The organism is Paraburkholderia phenazinium, from assembly GCF_900142845.1.
Classification (GTDB): Bacteria; Pseudomonadota; Gammaproteobacteria; order Burkholderiales; family Burkholderiaceae; genus Paraburkholderia; species Paraburkholderia phenazinium_A.
The window spans coordinates 2,117,665-2,138,084 of record NZ_FSRU01000001.1 but is presented as its reverse complement, the minus strand read 5'-3'; the positions used below and the strand labels follow the sequence as shown (position 1 = coordinate 2,138,084).

Below are 20,420 nucleotides of genomic sequence, written 5' to 3'. Positions count from 1 at the left end.
TCTTCTCGCTTAATGGTCAACGCCAGCTGCTGCTGCTTCGTTGACGAAACGCCCCGTCGCGAAGCGGTCCAGACCGAACGGTTCAATGAGGTCATGTGGACGGTCATTGGCCACCGTATAGGCCAGCGTCTCGCCGCCAACCGGGATAGCCTTGAAGCCTCCTGTTCCCCAACCCGTGCTGATATACAGCGCCATAACCGGTGTCTTTCCGATAATCGGGCTCGTGTCTGGAGAAATGTCGACGATGCCAGCCCACTGACGCATCAGCTTGAGACGGCTGAAAGACGGGAACAGATTTAGCGCAGCGCTCAGCGTGTCTTCCAGCGCCGGTAATGTTCCGCGCTGACCATACGACGGATAGGCGTCAGCACGGCCGCCAATGAGAATTTCTCCCCTGTCGGACTGGCTGGCGTAGCAGTGCACGAGCGGCGAGACGATAAGGCCACTGAGGACAGGTTTGACCGGTTCACTGACCATCGCCTGCAACGCGACGCTGTTGATAGGCAACGAAATGCCTGCCATCTTTCCCAGCACCGAAGAGTGGCCTGCAACAGCGATCACGACCTTGTCTGCTTCGATGTAACCAAGCTTCGTCTCGACGCCGTTGATTCGATTACCGCTCACTCGCAGACCTGTGACCTCACAGTTCTGGACGATGTCGACGCCGAGATTGTCCGCTCCTCGCGCATAGCCCCATGCCACGGCGTCATGTCGCGCAACACCAGCGCGACGCTGAATGAAGCCACCAAGAATCGGAAACCGCGCATCTGGACCCGTATCCAGCACCGGCATGAACTCGCGAATCTGGTTCAGGTCGAGCATCTCCGCGTCAATACCCTGCAACTGGATGGAATTTGACCAACGTTCGAGACCGTCCATCTGCTGCGGATTGTGAGCAAGCGTCAATGCTCCACCTTGGCTCAGCATGATGTTGTAGTTGAGTTCCTTACTCAGCCCTTCGTACAGCTTCAACGAGCGTTCGAAGAAATTCGTCGACTCCTTGTAGAAGTAGTTCGAGCGGATGGCGGTCGTGTTGCGGCCGGTGTTGCCACCGCCGAGCCACCCTTTTTCGACCACGGCGACATTCGTAATGCCGTGATTCTTCGCAAGGTAGTACGCGGTCGCGAGGCCTTGGCCTCCACCACCTACGATGACGACGTCGTACCGCGATTTCGGTTCGCGGGAGTGCCACGCCGGCGTCCAGTTGCGGTGGCCCGACAACGCATGTTTTGCGAGTGACCAGAATGAATAGTGTTCCAAGCGCGACCTCTTCCGCTGTGCGATTAAAGAACGACGGTACGATGACCGTTCAGGAATATGCGGCCTTCACTGAACAGCCGGACGGCATTCGCCAGGGCGATGGCCTCTGTATCGTGTCCAACCAGCACCATGTCTTCGGCGGTGTAGGTGTGGTCGATAGCCTTTACTTCCTGCGCGATGATAGGACCTTCATCGAGGTCGCTGGTCACAAAGTGAGCGGTTGCGCCGATTACCTTTACTCCGCGGTCGTGAGCCTGATGGTAGGGACGCGCGCCCTTGAAACCCGGCAGGAACGAGTGGTGAATGTTGATGGCGCGGCCTTCCAGCTTGCGGCTCAAGTCGTCCGAGAGAATCTGCATGTATCGGGCGAGCACCAGCAACTCTGCGCCCGTGCTAGCGAACAGCTCGAGAATCTGCGCTTCCTGCTGCGGCTTCGTTTCCGGCGTGATGGGGTAGTGGTGGAACGGAATGCCGTACCACTCGACAAGACTGCGACAATCGTTATGGTTCGAAACGACACCCACAATGTCGATTGCCAGTGCGCCGGCGCGCCATTTGGTCAGCAACAGGTTGAGACAGTGGTCGTACTTCGACACCGCAATCAGGACCTTCGGTCGATAGCTGGCTGGCCGAATCGTGAACTTCATCTCGAGTTCCTTCGCCAACTCTGAGACCCTGTCCTGCAGGCCTTCCACGGGAGTCTTGAGCACATGGTCATCGAAGACCATGCGGGCAAAGAACTTCTCAGTGTGAGGGTCTCCGTAATGGAAGGATTCGGTCACGAATGCGCCGCCCTCGAACATAAGATTCGAAACCTTTGCGAGGATGCCCAGACGGTCGGGGCATTCGAAGGTGAACAGGTAATCGGAGGTCTTTTTCTCAGATGCGGTCGACATGGAAATTTCCTGCTGCTGAAGATGAGTAAATAGTGGTGAGCGGGCTGGTTACACGGTGGTGTAGACGCGTTCTTCGCGACCGATACGTTCTCGACGGAATCGGCCGGTCACGCAATTCCAACTCCGCTGCCTGCTGGGGTGCCGAGTCACGGCATGACCAAAAACAATAAATATTTATTGTTTTTGGTCATGCCAGACCATTTGTCAGTCACCATGAAGTAGATGGCCGCCCCGTCCGAAGCGCAGCGACACCACCTTGGCGCCAGTATAGGCATGGTAGAAATCAATAACAATAAAAAATTATTGTTACTTGTTTGTGGTAAACCCTCGACCGCGCTACCATCAAGCTCAGCGCTTCTCTCCTGTATTAAACTTCGTGCGCAAGAAAACGAGATTCGCCTTATGAGTACAGTGACGAAACAGGATCCGCCCCGTCGGGCACCAGCACGACGATCGCAGGAAGAGCGCAGCGATGCGACCCGCCGGCGCATCGTTCAGTCAGCAATGCGATTGCTGCACAAAAAGGGATTCCGGGCAACCAACCTTCAGGACATCGCCCGAGGTGCAAAAGTCACCCTTGGGGCGTTGCAGCACCATTTCGCCAATCGGCAAGTGCTGATGGAGCGGCTGATCGATGAAGTCATGGCGCCGCTATCTGATGACGGCGTGGTCTGGCCGCCGCCCGAGTTGCCCCTCGAGCAGCGAGCTCGCGAGTTCGTACGCCTTGCCTGGCAAACCATCTATGGCGTACCCAGCTATGTGGCGGCATGGAGTCTCTTCTTTGGTTGCAAGGCGACGCCGGAACTCTTCGCTCGTATAGACGCAAACCGCGCGCGCTCCGACCCGGTTTTCTTCGAGCGCTTCATTACGTCCTTCCCCGAAATCGAAGCGAACCACGCGAACCCGAAGCAGTTTGCCGGCTTCGTCTTCGCGAGCCTGCGAGGCATGGGTGTCTTTGACCTGTTCGATATCGCGCAGGAGGAAGTCGAGGGTCAGCTTGATGTGCTGGTGCAAACAATCGTACAGGCTGGGTTGCCGCGAGTCTAAATGTCGATGTCTCAGCCGGTTCGTCCCCCTCTGTTTCTGCCGTTAAATCGCCCTTGCTAACTGTTGAGGCTGCCACTTCAGCGACAAAGCCGGGCAGTTCCGCCTCCCCAAAAACCCTTATGACGGCGGATCTGGTCAGGGCCCATTGCGCCCGAAGCACCGTCGCCGCAAGGTGCGACGCAGCCATTCCTTAAAGAATGCAATGCATTCGATTCTTTGGTTTGCGGCGCTTTTTTGCGTTTCTTAGTCTCCTTCGTGCACGACCTCAAATAGGCCAAGAGTTGCTCTATCCGCCCGGGCCACAAGTCTTGTTAACGATGTGCAAGTTTGGAGATACAAATGAAAAGACAATTCACCGTCCTCGCATTGATGCTTGCGGCAGCCCCGACGGTCTTCGCGCAGTCGACGGTCACGCTCTACGGGATTATTGACGAGGGTCTTAACTACACGAACAACACCGGTGGCAATCACAACTGGGAGTTGGCCTCGGGCTACGCCTATGGAAGTCGCTGGGGTCTCAAAGGAAATGAGGACCTGGGCGGTGGGATGAAGGCAATCTTCGCGCTCGAGAATGGTTTTAATCTCAGCAACGGGCAAGCGGGTCAAGGCGGACGCATGTTCGGCCGACAGGCGTATGTTGGAGTCAACAGCCAATACGGTGCACTCACAATGGGCCGTCAGTACGATTCGATGGTCGACTACATGGCGCCGACGACCGCCAATGGTAATTGGGCAGGGTACCTGTTTGCCCACCCGTACGACAACGACAACACCGATAACTCGTTTCGCGTCAGTAACTCAGTCAAATACGCGAGTCCGAACCTCGGTGGATTCCAGTTCGGCGGCGTGTACGGCTTCAGCAACACAGCTGGACAGTTCGCCAACAATCGCCTCATGAGCGTTGGCGCAAGCTACTCGGGCGGCGCCGTCACGATTGGCGCGGCGTATATGGACATCGACAACGTAGGCGTCGGCTCGACTGGTGCGGTCGCGGCAAACGACGCGAGCTTTTTCGCAGGAGAGGAGCGCACCTTCGGCGCGGGCATCAACTACAAGATAGGATCGGCGACTCTCGGGTTCGCCTACGACCACACCCATCTCGAGAACCCGACCGGCAACGGCTATCTGACGCCGGATACCTTCCCGGCGGGTATCTCAGTCGGGTCCCTGACCTTCGACAACTTTGAAGTCAATGCGCAGTATTACATCACGCCAACGTTCTTCGTCGGTGGGATGTACACGTACACCCGTGGTCATTACGACGCCAGTAACGGCAACTCGCATCCGAACTGGAACCAGTTCGGTCTGATGGCTGACTACAACCTGTCGAAGCGCACGGACGTTTATGTACAGGCGGTGTACCAGAAGGTCTCTGGCTCGACCGGAACGTTCCTTGACCAGGCCTACATCACGGGTTCGGATAACTCGTCGTCGACTAACAAGCAGGTTGTCACGCGCGTGGCACTTCGACACTTCTTCTAACGTGCTAGCACGGCGGAGTTGCAGCAGCATTGAAGCTCCGCCCAAAGCACTCGCCTCTCGAGCCTGACCAGATGGGGGGCGGCTAAAAATGCATGCAAAGCATCAGGATTTCTCGATTGCGCAGAATTCTTGTTGCGATTCAAATCGGAACATAGGTCATCTCTCCACCGCACTTCACGAAGAAACTCATCATGCTGTCAAATTCACAACTCTCCGCGCTAGTCGATTCCCGTCAGCCCGGCCGGTCGCTGCCTCAGCCTTTCTATACCGACCCGTCCGTGTTTGACCGCGAGCTTGAACTCATCTGGGAGCGGCAATGGTTGTTTGTTGGCATGACGGCGCAGATTCCGAAGTCGGGTAACTGGTTCACCGTCCAGATTGGCAGAAGCTCCATCGTGGTCATCCGTGACCGGGCGAAGGCCGTCCGTGCCTTTTACAACACCTGCCGTCATCGAGGCTCACGAATCTGCGCTGGCGACAAGGGTTCATCCGGTACCCTCGTCTGCCCGTACCACAAGTGGACGTACGGACTCGACGGCAAGCTGATGTTCGCCAAGGAAATGGGCGAAGATTTCAACATGTCCGAGTTTTCCCTAAGGCCGGTGCATTGCGAAACGGTTGAGGGCTACATCTTCATCTCCCTCGCTGATGAGGCGACTCCGTTTGAGGCGTTTAGGGAGACGATTTCTCCGTACATCCGACCGCACGGTCTCGACAACGCGAAGGTTGCCTACGAGACGACCATCATCGAGAAGGGCAACTGGAAGCTCGTCCTCGAAAACAATCGGGAGTGTTATCACTGCACCGGCAGCCACCCGGAACTTCTGAGGACCATCTCTGAATTTGATGGTCCAACTGACCCGCGTTTCGGCGGTGACTACGCGATAAAGTGCGAGAAGGACGAGGCGCGCTGGACAACTGCGGGTTTGCCCCACAAACCTATCGAGACCGATGAGGGGTACCGGCTCGTACGTGTCGCGATGGAACGGGGCCTGTCATTCACGTTGAGCGGTGGGCTTGCCTGCAAAAAGCTGCTCGGAACTAATGAGGACGCTGACGTCGGTTCGCTCCGTCTGCTGCGTTTCCCGAACACCTGGAATCACGTGCTGTCCGACCACGCGGTTGCATTCCGGATTCTGCCGCTGAGTCCTACGGAAACTCAAGTTACGACCTGGTGGTTGGTCAACAGCGAAGCTGTGGAGGGCGAAGACTACAATCTAGATGACCTTACCGCTGTGTGGACCGCGACCAATGCGCAGGACCAGAAGCTGGTAGAGGCGAATCAGCAGGGCATCAATTCGAAGGGCTATCAGCCCGGCCCATATTCTCCGCTGGTCGAAAGCGGAGTGACTGAATTCATCAACTGGTATCTCGACACGCTTCGTAGCGAGTTGCATGCTGCGCCCAACGTTATTCCTGTGGCGTGTACCAAAGCATGACCGGGAGTCCATTCGTTGCGGCGACGTGCATCGATATTCGACGCGAAAACTGGAATGTCAAAACATTCCGGTTCCGCGTTGCGAATCCAGACAACGGGTTCGATTTCGAGGCCGGACAGTATGTGACTTTGGGATTGGAAATTGGCGGGGAGACTGTCTACCGCTGTTACACCGTTTCCTGCGCGCCCGAAAATCAGGGGCCGGGCGAATTCGAAATCACGGTGAAGCACTCACCCGGCGGACTCGTGTCGACATGGTTGCACGAGACACTGAAGGCTAAGGCAAAAGTTCAAGTTTCCCGGGCCACGGGCGACTTCGTGCTTCCGGATGACCGCGGCGAGCCTTTACTTTTCATCGCCGGAGGCGTCGGCATCACGCCGCTAATGTCAATGGCTCGACACCTGCACGCGCAAGGAAAATCAGCAGACATTCAGTTCCTACAGTTTGCGCGAACGCCAGGCGACATTCTGTTTCGCGACGAACTGAGAGAAATGGATGCTTCCTCGAATGGGATAGTTCCGCATCTCTTCGCGTCGCATTCAAGCGATAGCGATTGCCAGGCGGGCAGGCTTTGCACCGACCTGCTGGACAAAATCGTCCCCGGCTGGAAGTCGCGTACGGTGTTGTGTTGCGGGCCAGATTCTTTCATGGCTGATATGCGGGAAGCTTTCGTTAGCAGCGGTGGCGACCCGACGAGATTCCATCAGGAGAGCTTCAACGTGCCAGACTCGCCCCCTGCGCACGTGGTCACAAACACTGGCGTCTCGACCGTTCGGCTCTCGGAGTCTGGCTTCGACGTTTCATGTGAACCGGGGAAAACGGTTCTGGAGGCGGTTCATGCGTCGCCGCATGGCGTGAAGATTCCAAACGCGTGTCGTTCCGGCGTGTGCGGCACGTGCAAGCTGCGGATGCTTGATGGAAACGTGGACATGCAGCACAACGGCGGTATTACAGACGAGGAAGTCGATGAGGGCTACATCCTCACATGTTGTTCCGTGCCTCTTTCCAACATCACAATCGAATATTGATGGACTTAGGTCCAAAGGCTCCGCTTCGCAAAGTCAATTAGCCATTCGAGGAACGTGCGAGCAGGCGCGCTGAGCTCCTCGTTTTCCGCGTAAATGATGTATTCGAACAGGCCGGTCTTGATGGAGATGTCAAGCGGCCGGACCAGCAGTGTTTCCCGCGCGTCGTGCGGGATGCCATACGCCCATGCAAGTGCAACACCTTTGCCGCTGCATGCAGCCCGATATACAAGGTCGTAATTCGATACTGTAATGTTCTTGTGTAGTACGCCCGGCTGAAACCCAGTCCGTTCAAACCATACATCCCAGGAGTTAAACTCCGAGATGCCTGAATCGAGTTCAATCAGCTCGCATTTCAGCAGGTCCTGGATGCTCTCAATGTTGTGTTCGCGTTGATATGAGGCAGCACAAACCGGGAAAATCTCTTCCTCGAAAAGCTTCACCTTGGTGAGATTTGGCCAGTGCCCGTCACCGTAACGGATGGCCAGGTCAACCGGTTCCTGCCATGGGTCCACCGGTGAATTGCTCGCCAGGACCCGAATGTCGATGTCAGGGTATTGGCTGCGGAAGTCGATGATTGCTGGCATGAGCCAGAAGCTGGCCATCGCGTTGCTCGCTGCGATGGTAACGGTGCTGGTGTCCAGTGTCTCAATCATTGTCACCGCGCGACGAATGGAATTGAGGCTTTGGGCAATGGCTTGTTGAAAGATTAGCCCGGCGCGCGTCAGCTGTATCTCCTTGTGACGCCGATTGAACAGCGGCACACCCATCCGCTCTTCGAGCACCTGAATCTGCCGGCTCACGGCACCCTGAGACAAATGTAGTTCCTCCGCGGCTCGCGTGAAGCTCATCAGTCGCGCCGACGCTTCGAAAGCCGCGATGGTATTGAGTGGGGGAAGACGTTTTCGCTGTGTTGCCACGTGTAAGCCTCTCAAGGTGCAGGTCCTGGACCCGCACGCGACCGAACATCTGGATTTCCGGCAATTTACTGCATTCCAAAAAAGTGGGCTACGCGCGGAGTGCCAGAACGCCCCAGGAATTTCCCTACCATTGGCGTGCCCGTCACATAAGGCACAAGCCGAAGCCCCGTTGATATCAGCGGCCTGAGGCAGATTTGCCCATGCATGAAAAATTTCATGCTCAAGCTCAACTCTTTTGAGTTTCGGCCTGAATTCTGGCTGCCTAGATTTGAGGCTCGATATTCACCTCCGGGTGGATTGCACTGACGGGTCTACTCGATTCACTCGGGCGAAGACGAATCGATTGAAACTGGCGGAAAAATGAAATCTCACTATCAGGCCGTTGTCATTGGTGGCGGCGTAGTTGGCTGTTCCGTTCTTTATCACCTGACCAAATTCGGCTGGAAAGATGTCGCGCTGATTGAGCGAAAGGTGCTGACGGCCGGTTCGACATGGCATGCAGCAGCGGGCTTCCATTCCATTAACAGCGACCCAAACGTGGTGCGGTTACAGGCGTACACAATCGCGCTGTACAAGGAGATTCAGGAAATCGGCGAGCAAGACGTTGGGCTGCACGTGCCGGGCGGCGTGGCTATGGCGGCGACGCCGGAGCGGTGGGAGTTCCTGCGTACTGAATGGAGCCGACATCGCTTCATGGGCATCGAGAGTGAGTTGATTACGCCTTCCGAAATCAAGGCGCTTTGCCCGCTCGTAGAAGTCGGGGAAGTGCTGGGTGGCCTGTGGACGCCCGACGAAGGTCACCTCGACCCTTACGGCGCCACGCAGGCTTATGCACGCGCAGCCAGGAAGCAAGGCGCCGAAATTTTCCAGCATACGAAGGTGGAAAGCCTCGAGCAACGTCCTGATGGGACCTGGAATGTCTACACCGACAAGGGTGTCATCCACGCAGAGCACGTAGTCAATGCCGCAGGTCTGTGGGCGCGAGAAGTGGGGATGATGGCAGGCGTGAAGCATCCGCTCATCCCGATGGAACACCATTACCTGATAACGGAGACCATTCCGGAACTCGAAGCGTTCGGCAAAGAGATTCCTGTCATGGTGGACCTCGACGGCGAAATCTACATGCGGCAGGAACACAATGGCGTGCTCTTCGGCGTCTACGAGAAAAATTCGACACCTTGGTCGCTGGCAGGAACTCCGTGGGACTACGGCGAGACCGACCTTCTCCAGCCGAATCTCGAAAAGCTTGAAAACGAGCTTATGAAGGGTTTCGAGCGCTTCCCGAGTGTCGGTAACGCCGGTATCAAGCGTATCGTGAATGGGCCCTTCACGTTTACCCCCGATGGCAACCCGCTCGTTGGTCCGGTCCGTGGCAAGCAGAACTACTGGGCAGCATGTGGCTGTATGGCGGGTTTTAGCCAGGGCGGCGGCATGGGGCTCGCGCTTGCACAGTGGATGATTAACGGCGAGCCCGAAGGCAACGTATTCGGCTTCGACGTCGCGCGCTTCCCGAAGCTGACCCAGAACTTCGTCACCGCGAAGGCCAAGGAGTTTTACGAGCACCGCTTCTACCTCGCTCGTCCGAATGAGCAGTGGCCTGCTGGCCGGCCGATGCGCACGACGCCGCTCTATGCGTATCAGAAGGAAAAGAATGCAGTCTTTGGCGTCAGCTACGGACTTGAAACACCCATGTGGTTCGCGCGCCCCGGTGAGGAGGCTTTGGAGAGGCCGACCTTCAAGCGCTCGAATGCCTTTGATGTGGTCGCTGCAGAATGTACGAATGTTCGCGAGAACGTGGGTCTCTTCGACGCCAGTGGTTATGCCAAATATGAAGTAACCGGTCCCGGTGCGCATGTGTGGCTCGACCGTATGTTCGCGTCGAAGATTCCCGCCGTGGGTCGCGCGCGCCTCGCCCCGATGCTCGGCGAATCCGGACGCCTGATGGGCGACTTGACGATTCTCCGTCCAACGGAGGAGACATTCCTCATCACTGGCTCGGGCTACTTGCAAGAGTGGCATATGCGCTGGTTTGAATCGCATCTGCCATCGGACGGGTCGGTGCGTGTCGAGAATCGAAGCGATTCGCTCTCAATGCTAGCGATTGCCGGCCCGAAGTCGGCCAAACTCGTAGAGCGGCTCGTCGGTCAAACGGCAATCGATGCAACGAAACCGCTGCTCTCCGTGACCCGCGCCGAAGCCGGAGTCGTCCCCGTGATGATCGCTCGCTTGTCTCTCACGGGCGAGTACGGATTCGAGCTCTACTGCGAATCCACATACGTGCGATCTCTGTACGAGCAACTGTTCGAGAGCGGCAAGGACCTCGGCCTGCGCGAATACGGCGTATGGGCTCTCCTTTCAATGCGTCTGGAAAAAGGCTTCGGTATCTGGTCTCGTGAATTCGCACCTGAGTACACGCCGTTCCAGAACGACCTCGGCCATTTTGTCGACCTCACGAAACCTGATTTCATTGGTCGGGAAGCGGCAATTCAGGCAAAGGGCGAGACACCGACCCACAAGCTGGTCATGCTCGAAGTGGAAGCCACTGATGCAGACGCTAGCGGCTTTGAGCCCATCTGGCTGGGTGAACGCGTTGTCGGCTTCACCACGTCTGGTGGATACGGGCATACGGTCAAGAAGAGCCTGGCACTTGGCTACATCGAGGCGTCGTCCATCAACGCCGACACGCGCTATGAGCTTCACGTACTCGGTGAGCGTCGGGTTGCAAAGCTCCTTTCTCAAGTTCCCTATGACCCGATGGGCTCCCGCATGCGTGCGCCGAAGTAATCAAGGAAGCGATTGAAATGAAGATTCTGGTAGGTGTAAAGCGCGTCCCCGACCCGAACGTCAAGGTTCGCGTGCGCAGTGACGGCACCGGCGTGGCCCTCGCAAACATCAAGATGACGGTCAACCCCTTTGATGAAATTGCGGTCGAAGCGGCGGTAAGATTGAAGGAGAAAGGCGACGCGTCCGAAGTGGTGGTCGTGTCCTGCGGAACTGCTCAGTCGCAGGACGCACTGCGCACAGCACTAGCGATGGGTGCGGACCGGGCGATTCTCGTCCAGACCGATGCCGAGCTGCAGCCGCTGGCCGTTGCAAAGATCATGAAAGCGCTGGTCGCCAGGGAAGCTGCAGAACTCGTGCTCATGGGTAAGCAGGCTATCGATGACGACTCCAATCAGACCGGGCAATTACTGGCTGCGCTGCTTGATGTGCCTCAGGCGACGTATGCCTCGTCAATTGAGCGACGCGGCGACCAGCTCGTGGTCGTGAAGGAAACCGATGACGGACGCGAAACGGTCGAGATGGATTTGCCCGCTGTCATTACAGCAGACCTCCGATTGAACGAACCGCGCTACGTGACGCTCCCGAATCTGATGAAAGCGAAGAAGAAACCGCTGGAGGTTATCGACGTCGCAGACCTGGACGTAGACGTCGCGCCGCGTTTTCGCACCGTGAGCGTACGTGAGCCAGCGCCGCGCAAAGCAGGCGAAATTGTTCCGGATGTAGCCACTCTTGTGTCGCGTCTGCGCGCCGAGACAACGTTAAGCTAAAGGTAGATCCATGGCCATTCTTGCTATTGCAGACGTCCTTGACGACACGCTGCTTCCGTCGACCTTCAACACTGTAACGGCCGCGAGCGAAATCGCAAGCCACGCCGGCGCAGAGGTTCATCTTCTGCTGGTGGGCGACCGTTTCGACGCGTCTGCAAAGTTCGCTTCTCGACTTCCCGTCGGCAAGGTTCTGACGGCTACCTCGTCGAGTCTTGCTGACCGTAACCCCGAGGGCGTCGCAAAGACCGTTCTCGCGTTGGCCAGGAACGGTTACACCCACATTCTCTTTAGCGCCTCGAGCTTCGGCAAGAGCGTCGCACCACGCATCGCCGCAAAGTTGGATGTCGCGCAGTTCTCTGATATCACGGCGATCAAAGGACAATCACTCTTCGAGCGTCCTACGTATGCCGGCAACGTGATTGCAACCGTTGAAGCGCTTGATGCCGTTAAGGTCATCACTGTGCGCTCGACTGCATTCACCGCAGCACAGGCTGGAGAGAGTGCGGCGCCGATTGGCATGTGCGATGCCGAAACGGACGGGCGTTATGCGCGGGTTACGGAACGACAGCATGAAGTCTCCGACAGACCAGACTTGGCGTCGGCAAAAATCATTGTCTCGGGTGGCCGGGGCTTGGGCAGCAAAGAAAGCTACGACCGCATCCTGACTCCGCTGGCAGACAAGCTTGGTGCGGCCCTGGGTGCATCGCGGGCCGCGGTAGACGCCGGTTTCGCTCCAAATGACCGCCAGGTCGGACAAACAGGGAAGGTTGTCGCGCCCGACGTGTACATCGCGATTGGTCTTTCCGGGGCCATCCAGCATCTCGCAGGGATGCGCGAATCGAAAATCATCGTCGCTGTGAACTCTGACCCGGATGCACCGATATTCGGAGTCGCAGACTACGGCCTGGTTGCCGACCTCTTTACGGCAGTACCTCAGTGGATTGAGGCCCAATAAGCGTTGTGACTGACCACATCGACTCGGTCAAGAGATTGGCGAGTCTAATTTTATCCAAGACCCAATGAGGCACCTATGAACTATCGGAAGATTCTAGGAATAGCGGCGGTTACCTTCAGCTTTGCCAGCCTGTCTGCGCCGGCGTTGGCCGCATCCACTTCGCCTTGGTGTAGTTCGGGGAAGCCCATCAAGTTCGCAGAAATCGGCTGGGATAGCGGCAAGTTCTTCACCGAGATTGCTCGGTACGTCCTCGAAAAGGGTTACGACTGCAAGACCGAAACGGTGAATGGTTCAAACTCCATTACGCTAGGCGCTGTCTCGAGCAACGATCTTCAGGTCTTCGTCGAGTACTGGAACGGTCGTACTGCAGCTGTTGAAACCGCCGCCAAGGAAGGAAAGGTCAAGGTCATAGGCGACCTGGTGAAAGGCGGGAGCGTTGAAGGCTTCTACGTGCCTGCTTACGTAGTTCAGGGTGACCCGAAGCGTGGCATCAAAGCTGTCGCGCCAGACCTGAAATCCGTGTCGCAACTTTCAGGCTTGAGCAACATTTTCGCTGACCCCGAAGATCCGACGAAAGGGAGCATTCTCAATTGCCCAATCGGCTGGCAATGCGAGTCTGACAACACTCAAAAGCTGAAAGCCTACAAGCTCGATGCTTCGTATACCAACACCCATCCTGGAACTGGGGCGGCAATGGATGCAACCATTGCGTCGGCTTACGAGCGTGGCAAGCCCATTGTCTACTACTACTATCAACCGTCGACCCTGCTCGCGCGATACCCGTCGATCAGGCTGGACGAACCGTCGTTCAATGAGAAGTGCTGGAAGACCATCAATAACAGTAAAGATTCGGATCCTTGTCCGTCGGCGTCCCCTGTAACAAATCTGAAGATTGTAGTTTCCGCCCCCTTCGCTTCAACCGATAGCACCACGGTCGACTTTCTAAGCAAGATGTCTTTGCCCATGTCGGCCGTGAATCAGGCGCTTGCCAGCATGGGGGCGACAAAAGCAGACCCTCGGTCCCTTGCAATCCAATACCTGAAGGCAAATCCGCAGGAGCTCGCTACGTGGGTTCCTGCTGACGTGGCGAAGAAAGTCGAAGCGTCGATTTCGAATTAGGTACGATGCCTGTTGCCCCCTGGCGGGCAACAGGACATGGAGGCAGAACTGTGAACGGTATATTCTTTTCGGTGAATCTGGCTGATACCATCAATCAGGGTTTCACCCGGATGGTCCAGCAGTATGCTGACCAGTTCCACGTTGTCAGTACCTGGTTACTGGTATGGATTCTCAACCCTGTTGAACACGGGCTCCAGGCGACGCCACCCGTAGTTCTTCTGTTGGCGCTTGGAATATTAGCGTGGCTGGGCATTCGACGACTTGTACCGACTATCATGATGGTTGCACTTATCTACAGCATCGGATGCCTCGGTCTGTGGAGCAAGCTCATCTCGACGGTCTCCATCATGGTCGTAGCATTGCTGGTAACGGTAATCATCGGGATTCCGATGGGCATCGCGATGGCCAAGTCGAAAGCTTTGAGAAGAGTGCTCAACCCAGTTCTCGACATGATGCAGACGCTACCTTCCTTTGTGTACCTCATTCCGGTTCTGATGCTTTTTGGACTTGGCCGCGTGCCGGCCGTATTCGCGACCACGGTGTACGCGCTGCCGCCGCTGATGCGGTTGACGGAACTCGGGCTTCGGCAGCTGCCAGAGGACGTGCTCGAGGCGTCTCAAGCCTTCGGCGCTACTCCAATGCAGCAACTGTTTGCCGTTGAACTACCGCTCGCGCTTCCTTCGATCATGGCGGGCGTCAACCAGGCGGTGATGATGTCACTCGCCATGGTGGTAATTGCGTCGATGATTGGCGCAAAGGGTCTCGGGGAGGACGTTCTGGCAAGTATCAACAACCTTGACATGGGGCAGGGAATCCAGGCGGGTCTTGCCATCGTCATGCTCGCGGTGGTTTTCGACCGAATTACGCAGGCATATGGCCGCTCGCGACGTGCGCGTTTGAAAATCACTAAAGCAAACAAGCAGCCTATCCGTAAGTCGAGCGCAGCAACTGCGGAAAAGCAGGAGGCAAAGGCATGAGCGCCACGCTGATTGAATTGAGGAACGTCTACAAGATATTCGGCAGGGATTCAGGAAGTCTCCGTGCAGCTCAGGACGCCGCACGGAATGGAGGCAGCCGACAGGACATTCTTGATGCAACGAACTGCACCGTCGCAGTCCGTGATGTTTCACTGGAGATCTGTGAGGGCGAAATCTTCGTCATCATGGGCCTGTCCGGGTCCGGCAAGTCGACGTTGGTACGCCACTTCAATCGTCTCATTGAGCCGACTTCAGGCCAATTGCTCTTTCGCGGTAAGGACCTTTTGAAGCTGTCCAAATCAGAGATGCGAAACGTTCGGCGATATAATATCGGCATGGTGTTTCAGAGCTTCGCACTGTTGCCGCATAAAACGGTGATGGAAAACATTATCTTCGGGAGGACGCTGCGAGGCGACTCGAAATCTGCCTCCATTGCAGCCGCGGAGAAGTGGCTTCAGGGGCGCATTGGGTTGCGCGGATATGCAGACAAATTCCCAGACGAACTCTCTGGCGGCATGCGCCAGCGCGTCGGTCTCGCTCGCGCACTCGTGTCGGATCCCGACATACTTCTGATGGATGAGGCTTTCTCCGCATTGGACCCATTGATTCGAGCTGACCTGCAAGACCTGTTGCTGGAGATGCAGAACGAATTGCAGAAGACCATCATTTTCATTACACACGACATTGATGAAGCCATGAAGCTCGGCTCTCGAATCGCCATCATGAAAGATGGGGAGGTCGTTCAGGTGGGCACCCCTGAGCAGATTCGTGATAATCCGGCGAACGACTATGTGCTGCGCTTCTTCAAGAAAGCCACTGCTCACTGAGCGCTCTTCAAACGACAATGTTCAACGGACGACGTATGAATCGAAGCTCGGACAGTCAAGCAGAAGAAGTCGCCGGCATCTATAAGCAGGAAATACTGCAAGCCTATAAAGGAGAGGTGCTTGGTCACAGTTTGTTTTTCAAATTGTCTCGCCACTACCGAAAAGATTTGTACGCAAGACGCGCCTTCCAGCTTCTGACCGAGGTCGAACGAGAGACAGGGTCGCTGCTGCGGGAGTTACTGGTGAGGCACCGTATTGAACACCTCGCACCGACAGCATCGACCGCAAACGAACTCGCTGTTGAGCAGAGTTTGAAGCACCTCACATGGGACATGCTGATGCTCGAAATGGCCCGAAGGATTTCACCGGCCGTCGTTCGATTTGAAGCGCTGTTGCACGACGTACCCGCTGCTGACCGCGAGCGCATTGAACTTCTTGTCGAGCACGAGCGCGCTCTTGAGGCCTTTGTACAGTGGAGACCGTTACGGAGCAATGACGCACTTAGACCAGCGGTGCGTTACCTGCGCCAGGTTAGACAATACAATCGGAGCCTAAGTCTTGGGTAACCCCCGGGTTGCCTGCAGGAGTCTCATATTGACAGCGGATTGCAACGACTTCGTCGGGTGCGCAGCCTCGTGACCGCATCGCATACACATTGAGGCCCCGTGTCTCCTGGCCGATGATTGGCGTATGCCGATAATGGCGGGAAGCCGCCCAGTAAAAAGCGGTCAAGGCGGCAGACTGGCCGCCGACAAACAGATCGCGACTATCGCAAGCTGGGACGGTGCCTGCGTCTTTAGCCGTAGTTGTAGTTACGGACTACCTTGAGTATGTAGTACCGAACCGGAATGTGACGTTCAATCCTGTTCTGGGCGAAGTCCGGGAGCAACATGCGCTGCTCGCCGGAGATGCAGCAAAGAACAGTGGAACAAATGTTTGATGCCGACGTCGTCTTCCGTCGAAGGTGAATGCTGGAGCATTGGAGCTTGCAATCATGTCATCCCGAGACTGTTTAATAATTGAGGACTACTGGAGAAATGTGTCTCCGGCCGATGGTATCGTTGCGTCCCGTTGGCGAATGCCGGACTGCAGACGTACAAGCTTCGAGCACGCAGGATTAGCGGGTTTCTTCACTGTCGCCGTACACCTTACCTCGACCCGCATGAACTTCTATCACGCCGGCGAGGTTGTGTGGAGCGGCTTCGTCGCCCCCGGTTCAATGCTGGTTACGCAACCCGAAGTGACCGCCGCGGTCCGATTCCATTCTTCGTGTGACGTGTTGCACATATTCCTGCCTGTTCAGCGCGTCAGGCGTTATTTTTCGGCTGGCAATATTGAGAACGCGCCTGTCCCAATGACCTTGGGCGGGCGAGGGGTGACTTGTGACGCCGCGATTGAAAGACTGGCGCTGTCGCTATCGGATATGCCGGACTGTGCTGTGACCTTTCGCCGCCAATATGCTTGCGCAATTCGGGACGCCATTATCGCGAGACTGCTTTCTCACCGTGCCAATTGGACGAGCGCGCCGCACGGCCAGATTCGGCGCACGTCGCTCCCGGCCTGGAGGCTTGAACGTGCGATGGAGTTCATCGAGGATCACCTCGCCGAGCCAATTGCGCTGAAAGATATGGCGGCGAGCGCGGGTGTGACACGCATGCATTTTGCTGCTCAGTTCCGTCTCGCGATGGGGACTTCATCTCATGATTACCTGAGGGACCGACGGATTGAGCGCGCCAAATCGAACCTTCTGAATGCAGATAGGACGATCCTGGATGTTGCACTTGCGTGTGGCTTCCGCTCGCATGCCCACTTCAGCGCAGTTTTCAAGCGCCTTGTAGGCGTTTCGCCGAATGCATGGCGGGCGGAACAATTAAAGAGGGACGCCCAATGTGGGGTTTATCGTCACGGAAGATCGGAACGTGATGCTCGTGAGCCCGTATCTGCAGAGCAAGTATGACGGCGGCGTATTTTCCGAGACAATCGATGGTGTAGAGGCAAGATCTGAACGTTGAAATTGTCGGTCCCGCGAAAAGCATCAGCAGGCTGGTGGTCAGCCCCGCCGGGCAATGCAATTGAAACTGTTGTGGTGAGCGAGGGAGGAGGACCGCGGCGCAATAAGCAAAAGCGGTCCAGACGGTGACTGTGGCGATCGGGGCGCATGCTTCAGTAAGCGAATTGACGCTCAGCAACTCGACCGCTAGACCGAACATCGAAACTCCGATGCTCACAAACAGTGAAAATTCGAAGTGTGCAAGATAGTCGGATACATTCCTGGTTGGGATGGGTTCAGACCTTAACGGCGTTGTTAGGCGAGACACGTTACGAAAGAGATATGTCGATCAATGTGTGAATTCTTGTCGCATCTTCGTCTCCAGTGGCAGCAGTCGATGTGTCGACAAGATAGAGCGCAATGGCCGCCACCTGATTGTGAGAAAGCACGATGTTGTTTTACTGGCGCGTCCAAGTTTTCGATTCGCATCTGAGCACAGGAATCTCGTTAGATGGTTAGGGCGCATACGCCCGTTTCTACTATTCGCTGCGCCTGTGGGCCTTGTTGTTCCTCTCGACCGTGCTGAGTTTGCGTAGTCGATGTACGAGTGCATGAGCGCAAGCGACCACGCAAAGGGCGGAGTGATTGCCAGAACGGTTTTCGGACTTGCAAGGTAGATAAATCTTACAAATTACGAGCTTGTGGTTAGTGGCGTACGTGCCGTGCTAATACGCTAGCTGATCGTGCGATTTCGAAAGCTGTGAGAGGCGAGGTAAGGCACACTTATCCCAAGTGCAGCACGCGGGTTCGAGCGCCGCTGCGAAGCGCATCCTGGCCGTGAGTTGTAGCCTGGAGCGGTCCGCGTCAGGTGATATGCGGCGTTCCCAGGAACTGCCCGGATTTCCAAGGACAGCGACTTTGGGTGGCGCTAATCGAGGACGAAACGAAATGCCTAAAGCCTTCTCAGTTCCCGTTACCCCGCAAGGAAAGTCCGCACTGGCGACACTGCCGCCGTGGCACTATTCCAGCGACTGTCTCGCGATCGAGTATTGGGCCGACCAGAAGTCTATCGCGGCGCTCCTCCCGCCCGGGCTGACAGTGGACGAGAAATCCGCAGGGCGTGCCTTCTTCTGGTTTCTGGACTGGCAGTTCACTGGTTCCAATGACGAATTGACGGACCCCGCCCGGTATCAATACCGCGAGGCCTTTGTTCTGGTCGAAGCAGTCTTCGAGGGTGTTCCGGTCAACTATTGCCCGCACATCTTCGTGGATAACGATGCCGCAATATCCCGCGGATGGGCACAGGGGTTTCCAAAGAAACTCGCCACCGTCTATCAGACTCGCAGCTTCTCCGCTCCCAGCCTGGCCGCAGCGCCTCTTGCCAAAGGCAGTCGCTTTGGCGCCAGTGTGGCCGCGCACGGGGAAAGGCTGGCGACCGCCCGTATCCAGCTCGAGGGGCCTGTCGCTGACCCAGCGACCGTTTTCAATCGACCGACGACGATGCGCCGTTACTTTCCACAACTGGCGGCCGGCCAGTGGGAAAAGCCACCGGTCGACGAACTCACCATGTCGCTAACTGACAATCTCGCGATCGTGGACGTCTGGACCGGATCGGCTGAACTGAAGCTTCCCGAAGTCGACGGCGAGGACCTGCACCAGATTGCGCCATTGCGCGTCGGCCGCGGATATCGGCTGGGTATGTCGTACTCCGTGACAGACCTGCGCATTCTGAAGAACTATGTCGGATGATTGTCTCGAAGGCCCCCGAATTAGCAGGGCCAGGTTACGTGGGCCACCGTGACTGCGAACGCCTGCGAAACGATAGTATAGGAGTCGCCACCATGCCGCTCTACACCATAATCACTCAGGAAGACGTATTCAACAGTGAGGCTAAGACCAGGCTCGCGACGGAATTGACGACCCTGCATTCCGAATATGCCGGTGTGCCGAAAAATTGGGTGCATGTCGTGTTTCAGGACTATGCACCTGGCCGCGGGTTCACCGCTGGAGAACCCGCGGCAACCGCCGCGCTCACGCTTCTGATGCGGGCCGGGCGAGCGCCGGAATATAAGCGGGAATTGATACAGCGTCTTTGGAAACTGTTTCAGACCGCGACGGGGGCGCCCGATGACCAGATTGTCATCGGCATTCAGGACGTGCCAGCGAGTCAGGCGATGGAGATGGGACAGGTCATGCCGGACGTTGCGAACGAATAGGGCGCCCTCGCTGGCAACGGTACCTCCTAGTCGAGGCGGAGGTGGGCTCCAGGCTCGAAGGTAATCAGCCGTTGCTGACCTTCGTCAGTTTCGCCTTGAAGCTCAAATACTTGGGGACATGCCTGCGTCGACTCGAAGAATGCCACTGGTCATATAGGATGCCCGTGCGCTAGCGAGAAGTGTCACCACGTCCACGTACTCCTGCGGTTCGCCTCACCGGTCGATGTGGATTTCTCTTTGCTTCGCAACGTCGCATTGCGCCTTGCGAGAGCGCGTGCAGCGTTCCCGATGGGTCGAAGACTGAAGAGTAGCAACAATCGCACTGACGGAACTAGCTGCCCGCATGAACCTGTGAGACCTGTGATATGGATAATGCTGCCAACGAGGCTGTTGACGCCCGAACCCAGCCGCAAGAAGCAACTGCCGAGTTTGCCGAGGTCCTTTGGCACCTGCGCACTTTCAGCGTTGATGAGGTTGTGAGCCATGTCAGCCAATTTATGACCCTCGGGGCTGGCGATTTGATCACCATGGGTACACCGGCGGGCGTCGGCGGGGGCATGAAGCCGCTACAGTTCCTTGCCGCCGGCGACATCGTGGAAATGTCAGCGACGGGTCGAGGCGCGCAACGCCATCAGGTCATGCACGAAGGATAACTCTTGCGACGTGTCGTCCCGTTGATGCCATTGCCGTCGCGGCGCTTTCGCACAGCCACATCG

At 56.7% G+C, this 20,420-nt stretch carries 18 protein-coding genes; 15 read left to right on the top strand and 3 right to left on the bottom strand.

Annotated elements, in window-relative coordinates; translation table 11 throughout:
* Nucleotides 1-9: 9 nt before the first annotated feature.
* Both BUS12_RS09305 and purU read right to left on the bottom strand, forming a co-directional pair.
* Nucleotides 10-1,260, bottom strand: coding sequence for a sarcosine oxidase subunit beta family protein (locus tag BUS12_RS09305; RefSeq protein WP_074295428.1), 1,251 nt, complete (start codon nt 1,258-1,260; stop codon nt 10-12).
* Nucleotides 1,261-1,283: 23 nt separating this feature from the next.
* Nucleotides 1,284-2,156, bottom strand: coding sequence for a formyltetrahydrofolate deformylase (purU, locus tag BUS12_RS09300; protein WP_074295427.1), 873 nt, complete (start codon nt 2,154-2,156; stop codon nt 1,284-1,286).
* A gap of 273 nt (nt 2,157-2,429) precedes the next feature.
* On the opposite strand from purU, the gene BUS12_RS09295 reads away from it, so the two are divergent.
* From BUS12_RS09295 to BUS12_RS09280, 4 genes are all read left to right on the top strand, one after another.
* Entirely contained in the window at nt 2,430-3,203 is a 774-nt protein-coding gene (locus BUS12_RS09295; RefSeq protein ID WP_367117602.1) for a TetR/AcrR family transcriptional regulator, read from the top strand.
* Nucleotides 3,204-3,542: 339 nt separating this feature from the next.
* Nucleotides 3,543-4,685, top strand: coding sequence for a porin (locus BUS12_RS09290; RefSeq protein ID WP_074295425.1), 1,143 nt, complete (start codon nt 3,543-3,545; stop codon nt 4,683-4,685).
* Nucleotides 4,686-4,876: 191 nt separating this feature from the next.
* Nucleotides 4,877-6,124, top strand: a complete 1,248-nt coding sequence (locus BUS12_RS09285; RefSeq protein ID WP_074295424.1) for an aromatic ring-hydroxylating oxygenase subunit alpha — start codon at nt 4,877-4,879, stop codon at nt 6,122-6,124.
* Nucleotides 6,121-7,152, top strand: a complete 1,032-nt coding sequence (locus BUS12_RS09280) for an FAD-binding oxidoreductase (RefSeq protein WP_074295423.1) — start codon at nt 6,121-6,123, stop codon at nt 7,150-7,152. The genes BUS12_RS09285 and BUS12_RS09280 overlap by 4 nt, the downstream gene beginning before the upstream one ends.
* Nucleotides 7,153-7,157: 5 nt before the next feature.
* Here BUS12_RS09280 and BUS12_RS09275 read toward each other — a convergent pair whose 3' ends face one another.
* Entirely contained in the window at nt 7,158-8,069 is a 912-nt protein-coding gene (locus tag BUS12_RS09275) for a LysR substrate-binding domain-containing protein (protein ID WP_074295422.1), read from the bottom strand.
* Between the two features lie 360 nt (nt 8,070-8,429).
* On the opposite strand from BUS12_RS09275, the gene BUS12_RS09270 reads away from it, so the two are divergent.
* The 11 genes from BUS12_RS09270 to BUS12_RS09220 all read left to right on the top strand — a co-directional run bounded on the left by BUS12_RS09270 (nt 8,430) and on the right by BUS12_RS09220 (nt 20,357).
* Nucleotides 8,430-10,853 carry a GcvT family protein gene (locus BUS12_RS09270; protein WP_074295421.1) on the top strand — a complete coding sequence of 808 codons (2,424 nt, stop codon included), beginning with the start codon at nt 8,430-8,432 and terminating at the stop codon, nt 10,851-10,853.
* A 17-nt stretch (nt 10,854-10,870) separates the two neighbouring features.
* A complete protein-coding gene (locus BUS12_RS09265) occupies nt 10,871-11,620 on the top strand; it encodes an electron transfer flavoprotein subunit beta/FixA family protein (RefSeq protein WP_074295420.1) in 750 nt (249 codons plus the stop codon).
* Nucleotides 11,621-11,630: 10 nt separating this feature from the next.
* Nucleotides 11,631-12,575: an electron transfer flavoprotein subunit alpha/FixB family protein gene (locus BUS12_RS09260; RefSeq protein ID WP_074295419.1), complete on the top strand. Its 945-nt coding sequence runs from the start codon at nt 11,631-11,633 to the stop codon at nt 12,573-12,575.
* Between the two features lie 75 nt (nt 12,576-12,650).
* Entirely contained in the window at nt 12,651-13,694 is a 1,044-nt protein-coding gene (locus BUS12_RS09255; RefSeq protein ID WP_074295418.1) for a glycine betaine ABC transporter substrate-binding protein, read from the top strand.
* Nucleotides 13,695-13,744: 50 nt separating this feature from the next.
* The gene (locus BUS12_RS09250) at nt 13,745-14,671 is read left to right on the top strand and encodes an ABC transporter permease (protein WP_074295417.1); all 927 of its coding nucleotides are present in this window, start codon (nt 13,745-13,747) and stop codon (nt 14,669-14,671) included.
* Nucleotides 14,668-15,498 (top strand): quaternary amine ABC transporter ATP-binding protein, encoded by an 831-nt coding sequence (locus BUS12_RS09245; protein WP_074295416.1) that lies wholly within the window; start codon nt 14,668-14,670, stop codon nt 15,496-15,498. The genes BUS12_RS09250 and BUS12_RS09245 overlap by 4 nt, the downstream gene beginning before the upstream one ends.
* A 35-nt stretch (nt 15,499-15,533) precedes the next feature.
* On the top strand, nt 15,534-16,064 hold the full coding sequence (locus BUS12_RS09240; RefSeq protein ID WP_074295415.1) for a hypothetical protein: 531 nt from the start codon (nt 15,534-15,536) through the stop codon (nt 16,062-16,064).
* Nucleotides 16,065-16,660: 596 nt separating this feature from the next.
* On the top strand, nt 16,661-17,455 hold the full coding sequence (locus tag BUS12_RS09235; protein WP_171991621.1) for an AraC family transcriptional regulator: 795 nt from the start codon (nt 16,661-16,663) through the stop codon (nt 17,453-17,455).
* A 981-nt stretch (nt 17,456-18,436) separates the two neighbouring features.
* Nucleotides 18,437-19,237 (top strand): acetoacetate decarboxylase family protein, encoded by an 801-nt coding sequence (locus tag BUS12_RS09230; RefSeq protein ID WP_074295413.1) that lies wholly within the window; start codon nt 18,437-18,439, stop codon nt 19,235-19,237.
* Nucleotides 19,238-19,329: 92 nt separating this feature from the next.
* Complete coding sequence (locus BUS12_RS09225; RefSeq protein WP_074295412.1) at nt 19,330-19,704, top strand: tautomerase family protein; 375 nt, start codon at nt 19,330-19,332, stop codon at nt 19,702-19,704.
* A 365-nt stretch (nt 19,705-20,069) separates the two neighbouring features.
* Complete coding sequence (locus tag BUS12_RS09220) at nt 20,070-20,357, top strand: fumarylacetoacetate hydrolase family protein (RefSeq protein WP_074295411.1); 288 nt, start codon at nt 20,070-20,072, stop codon at nt 20,355-20,357.
* Nucleotides 20,358-20,420 lie beyond the last annotated feature (63 nt).

Coding starts and splice junctions, on each gene's coding strand:
- BUS12_RS09285 (WP_074295424.1), top strand. CDS start 4,877: ATGCTGTCAAATTCACAACTCTCCGCGCTAGTCGATTCCCGTCAGCCC.
- BUS12_RS09295 (WP_367117602.1), top strand. CDS start 2,430: ATGGTAGAAATCAATAACAATAAAAAATTATTGTTACTTGTTTGTGGT.
- BUS12_RS09225 (WP_074295412.1), top strand. CDS start 19,330: ATGCCGCTCTACACCATAATCACTCAGGAAGACGTATTCAACAGTGAG.
- BUS12_RS09270 (WP_074295421.1), top strand. CDS start 8,430: ATGAAATCTCACTATCAGGCCGTTGTCATTGGTGGCGGCGTAGTTGGC.
- BUS12_RS09235 (WP_171991621.1), top strand. CDS start 16,661: ATGAACTTCTATCACGCCGGCGAGGTTGTGTGGAGCGGCTTCGTCGCC.
- BUS12_RS09280 (WP_074295423.1), top strand. CDS start 6,121: ATGACCGGGAGTCCATTCGTTGCGGCGACGTGCATCGATATTCGACGC.
- BUS12_RS09290 (WP_074295425.1), top strand. CDS start 3,543: ATGAAAAGACAATTCACCGTCCTCGCATTGATGCTTGCGGCAGCCCCG.
- purU (WP_074295427.1), bottom strand. CDS start 2,156: ATGTCGACCGCATCTGAGAAAAAGACCTCCGATTACCTGTTCACCTTC.
- BUS12_RS09245 (WP_074295416.1), top strand. CDS start 14,668: ATGAGCGCCACGCTGATTGAATTGAGGAACGTCTACAAGATATTCGGC.
- BUS12_RS09265 (WP_074295420.1), top strand. CDS start 10,871: ATGAAGATTCTGGTAGGTGTAAAGCGCGTCCCCGACCCGAACGTCAAG.
- BUS12_RS09255 (WP_074295418.1), top strand. CDS start 12,651: ATGAACTATCGGAAGATTCTAGGAATAGCGGCGGTTACCTTCAGCTTT.
- BUS12_RS09260 (WP_074295419.1), top strand. CDS start 11,631: ATGGCCATTCTTGCTATTGCAGACGTCCTTGACGACACGCTGCTTCCG.
- BUS12_RS09240 (WP_074295415.1), top strand. CDS start 15,534: ATGAATCGAAGCTCGGACAGTCAAGCAGAAGAAGTCGCCGGCATCTAT.
- BUS12_RS09230 (WP_074295413.1), top strand. CDS start 18,437: ATGCCTAAAGCCTTCTCAGTTCCCGTTACCCCGCAAGGAAAGTCCGCA.
- BUS12_RS09220 (WP_074295411.1), top strand. CDS start 20,070: ATGGATAATGCTGCCAACGAGGCTGTTGACGCCCGAACCCAGCCGCAA.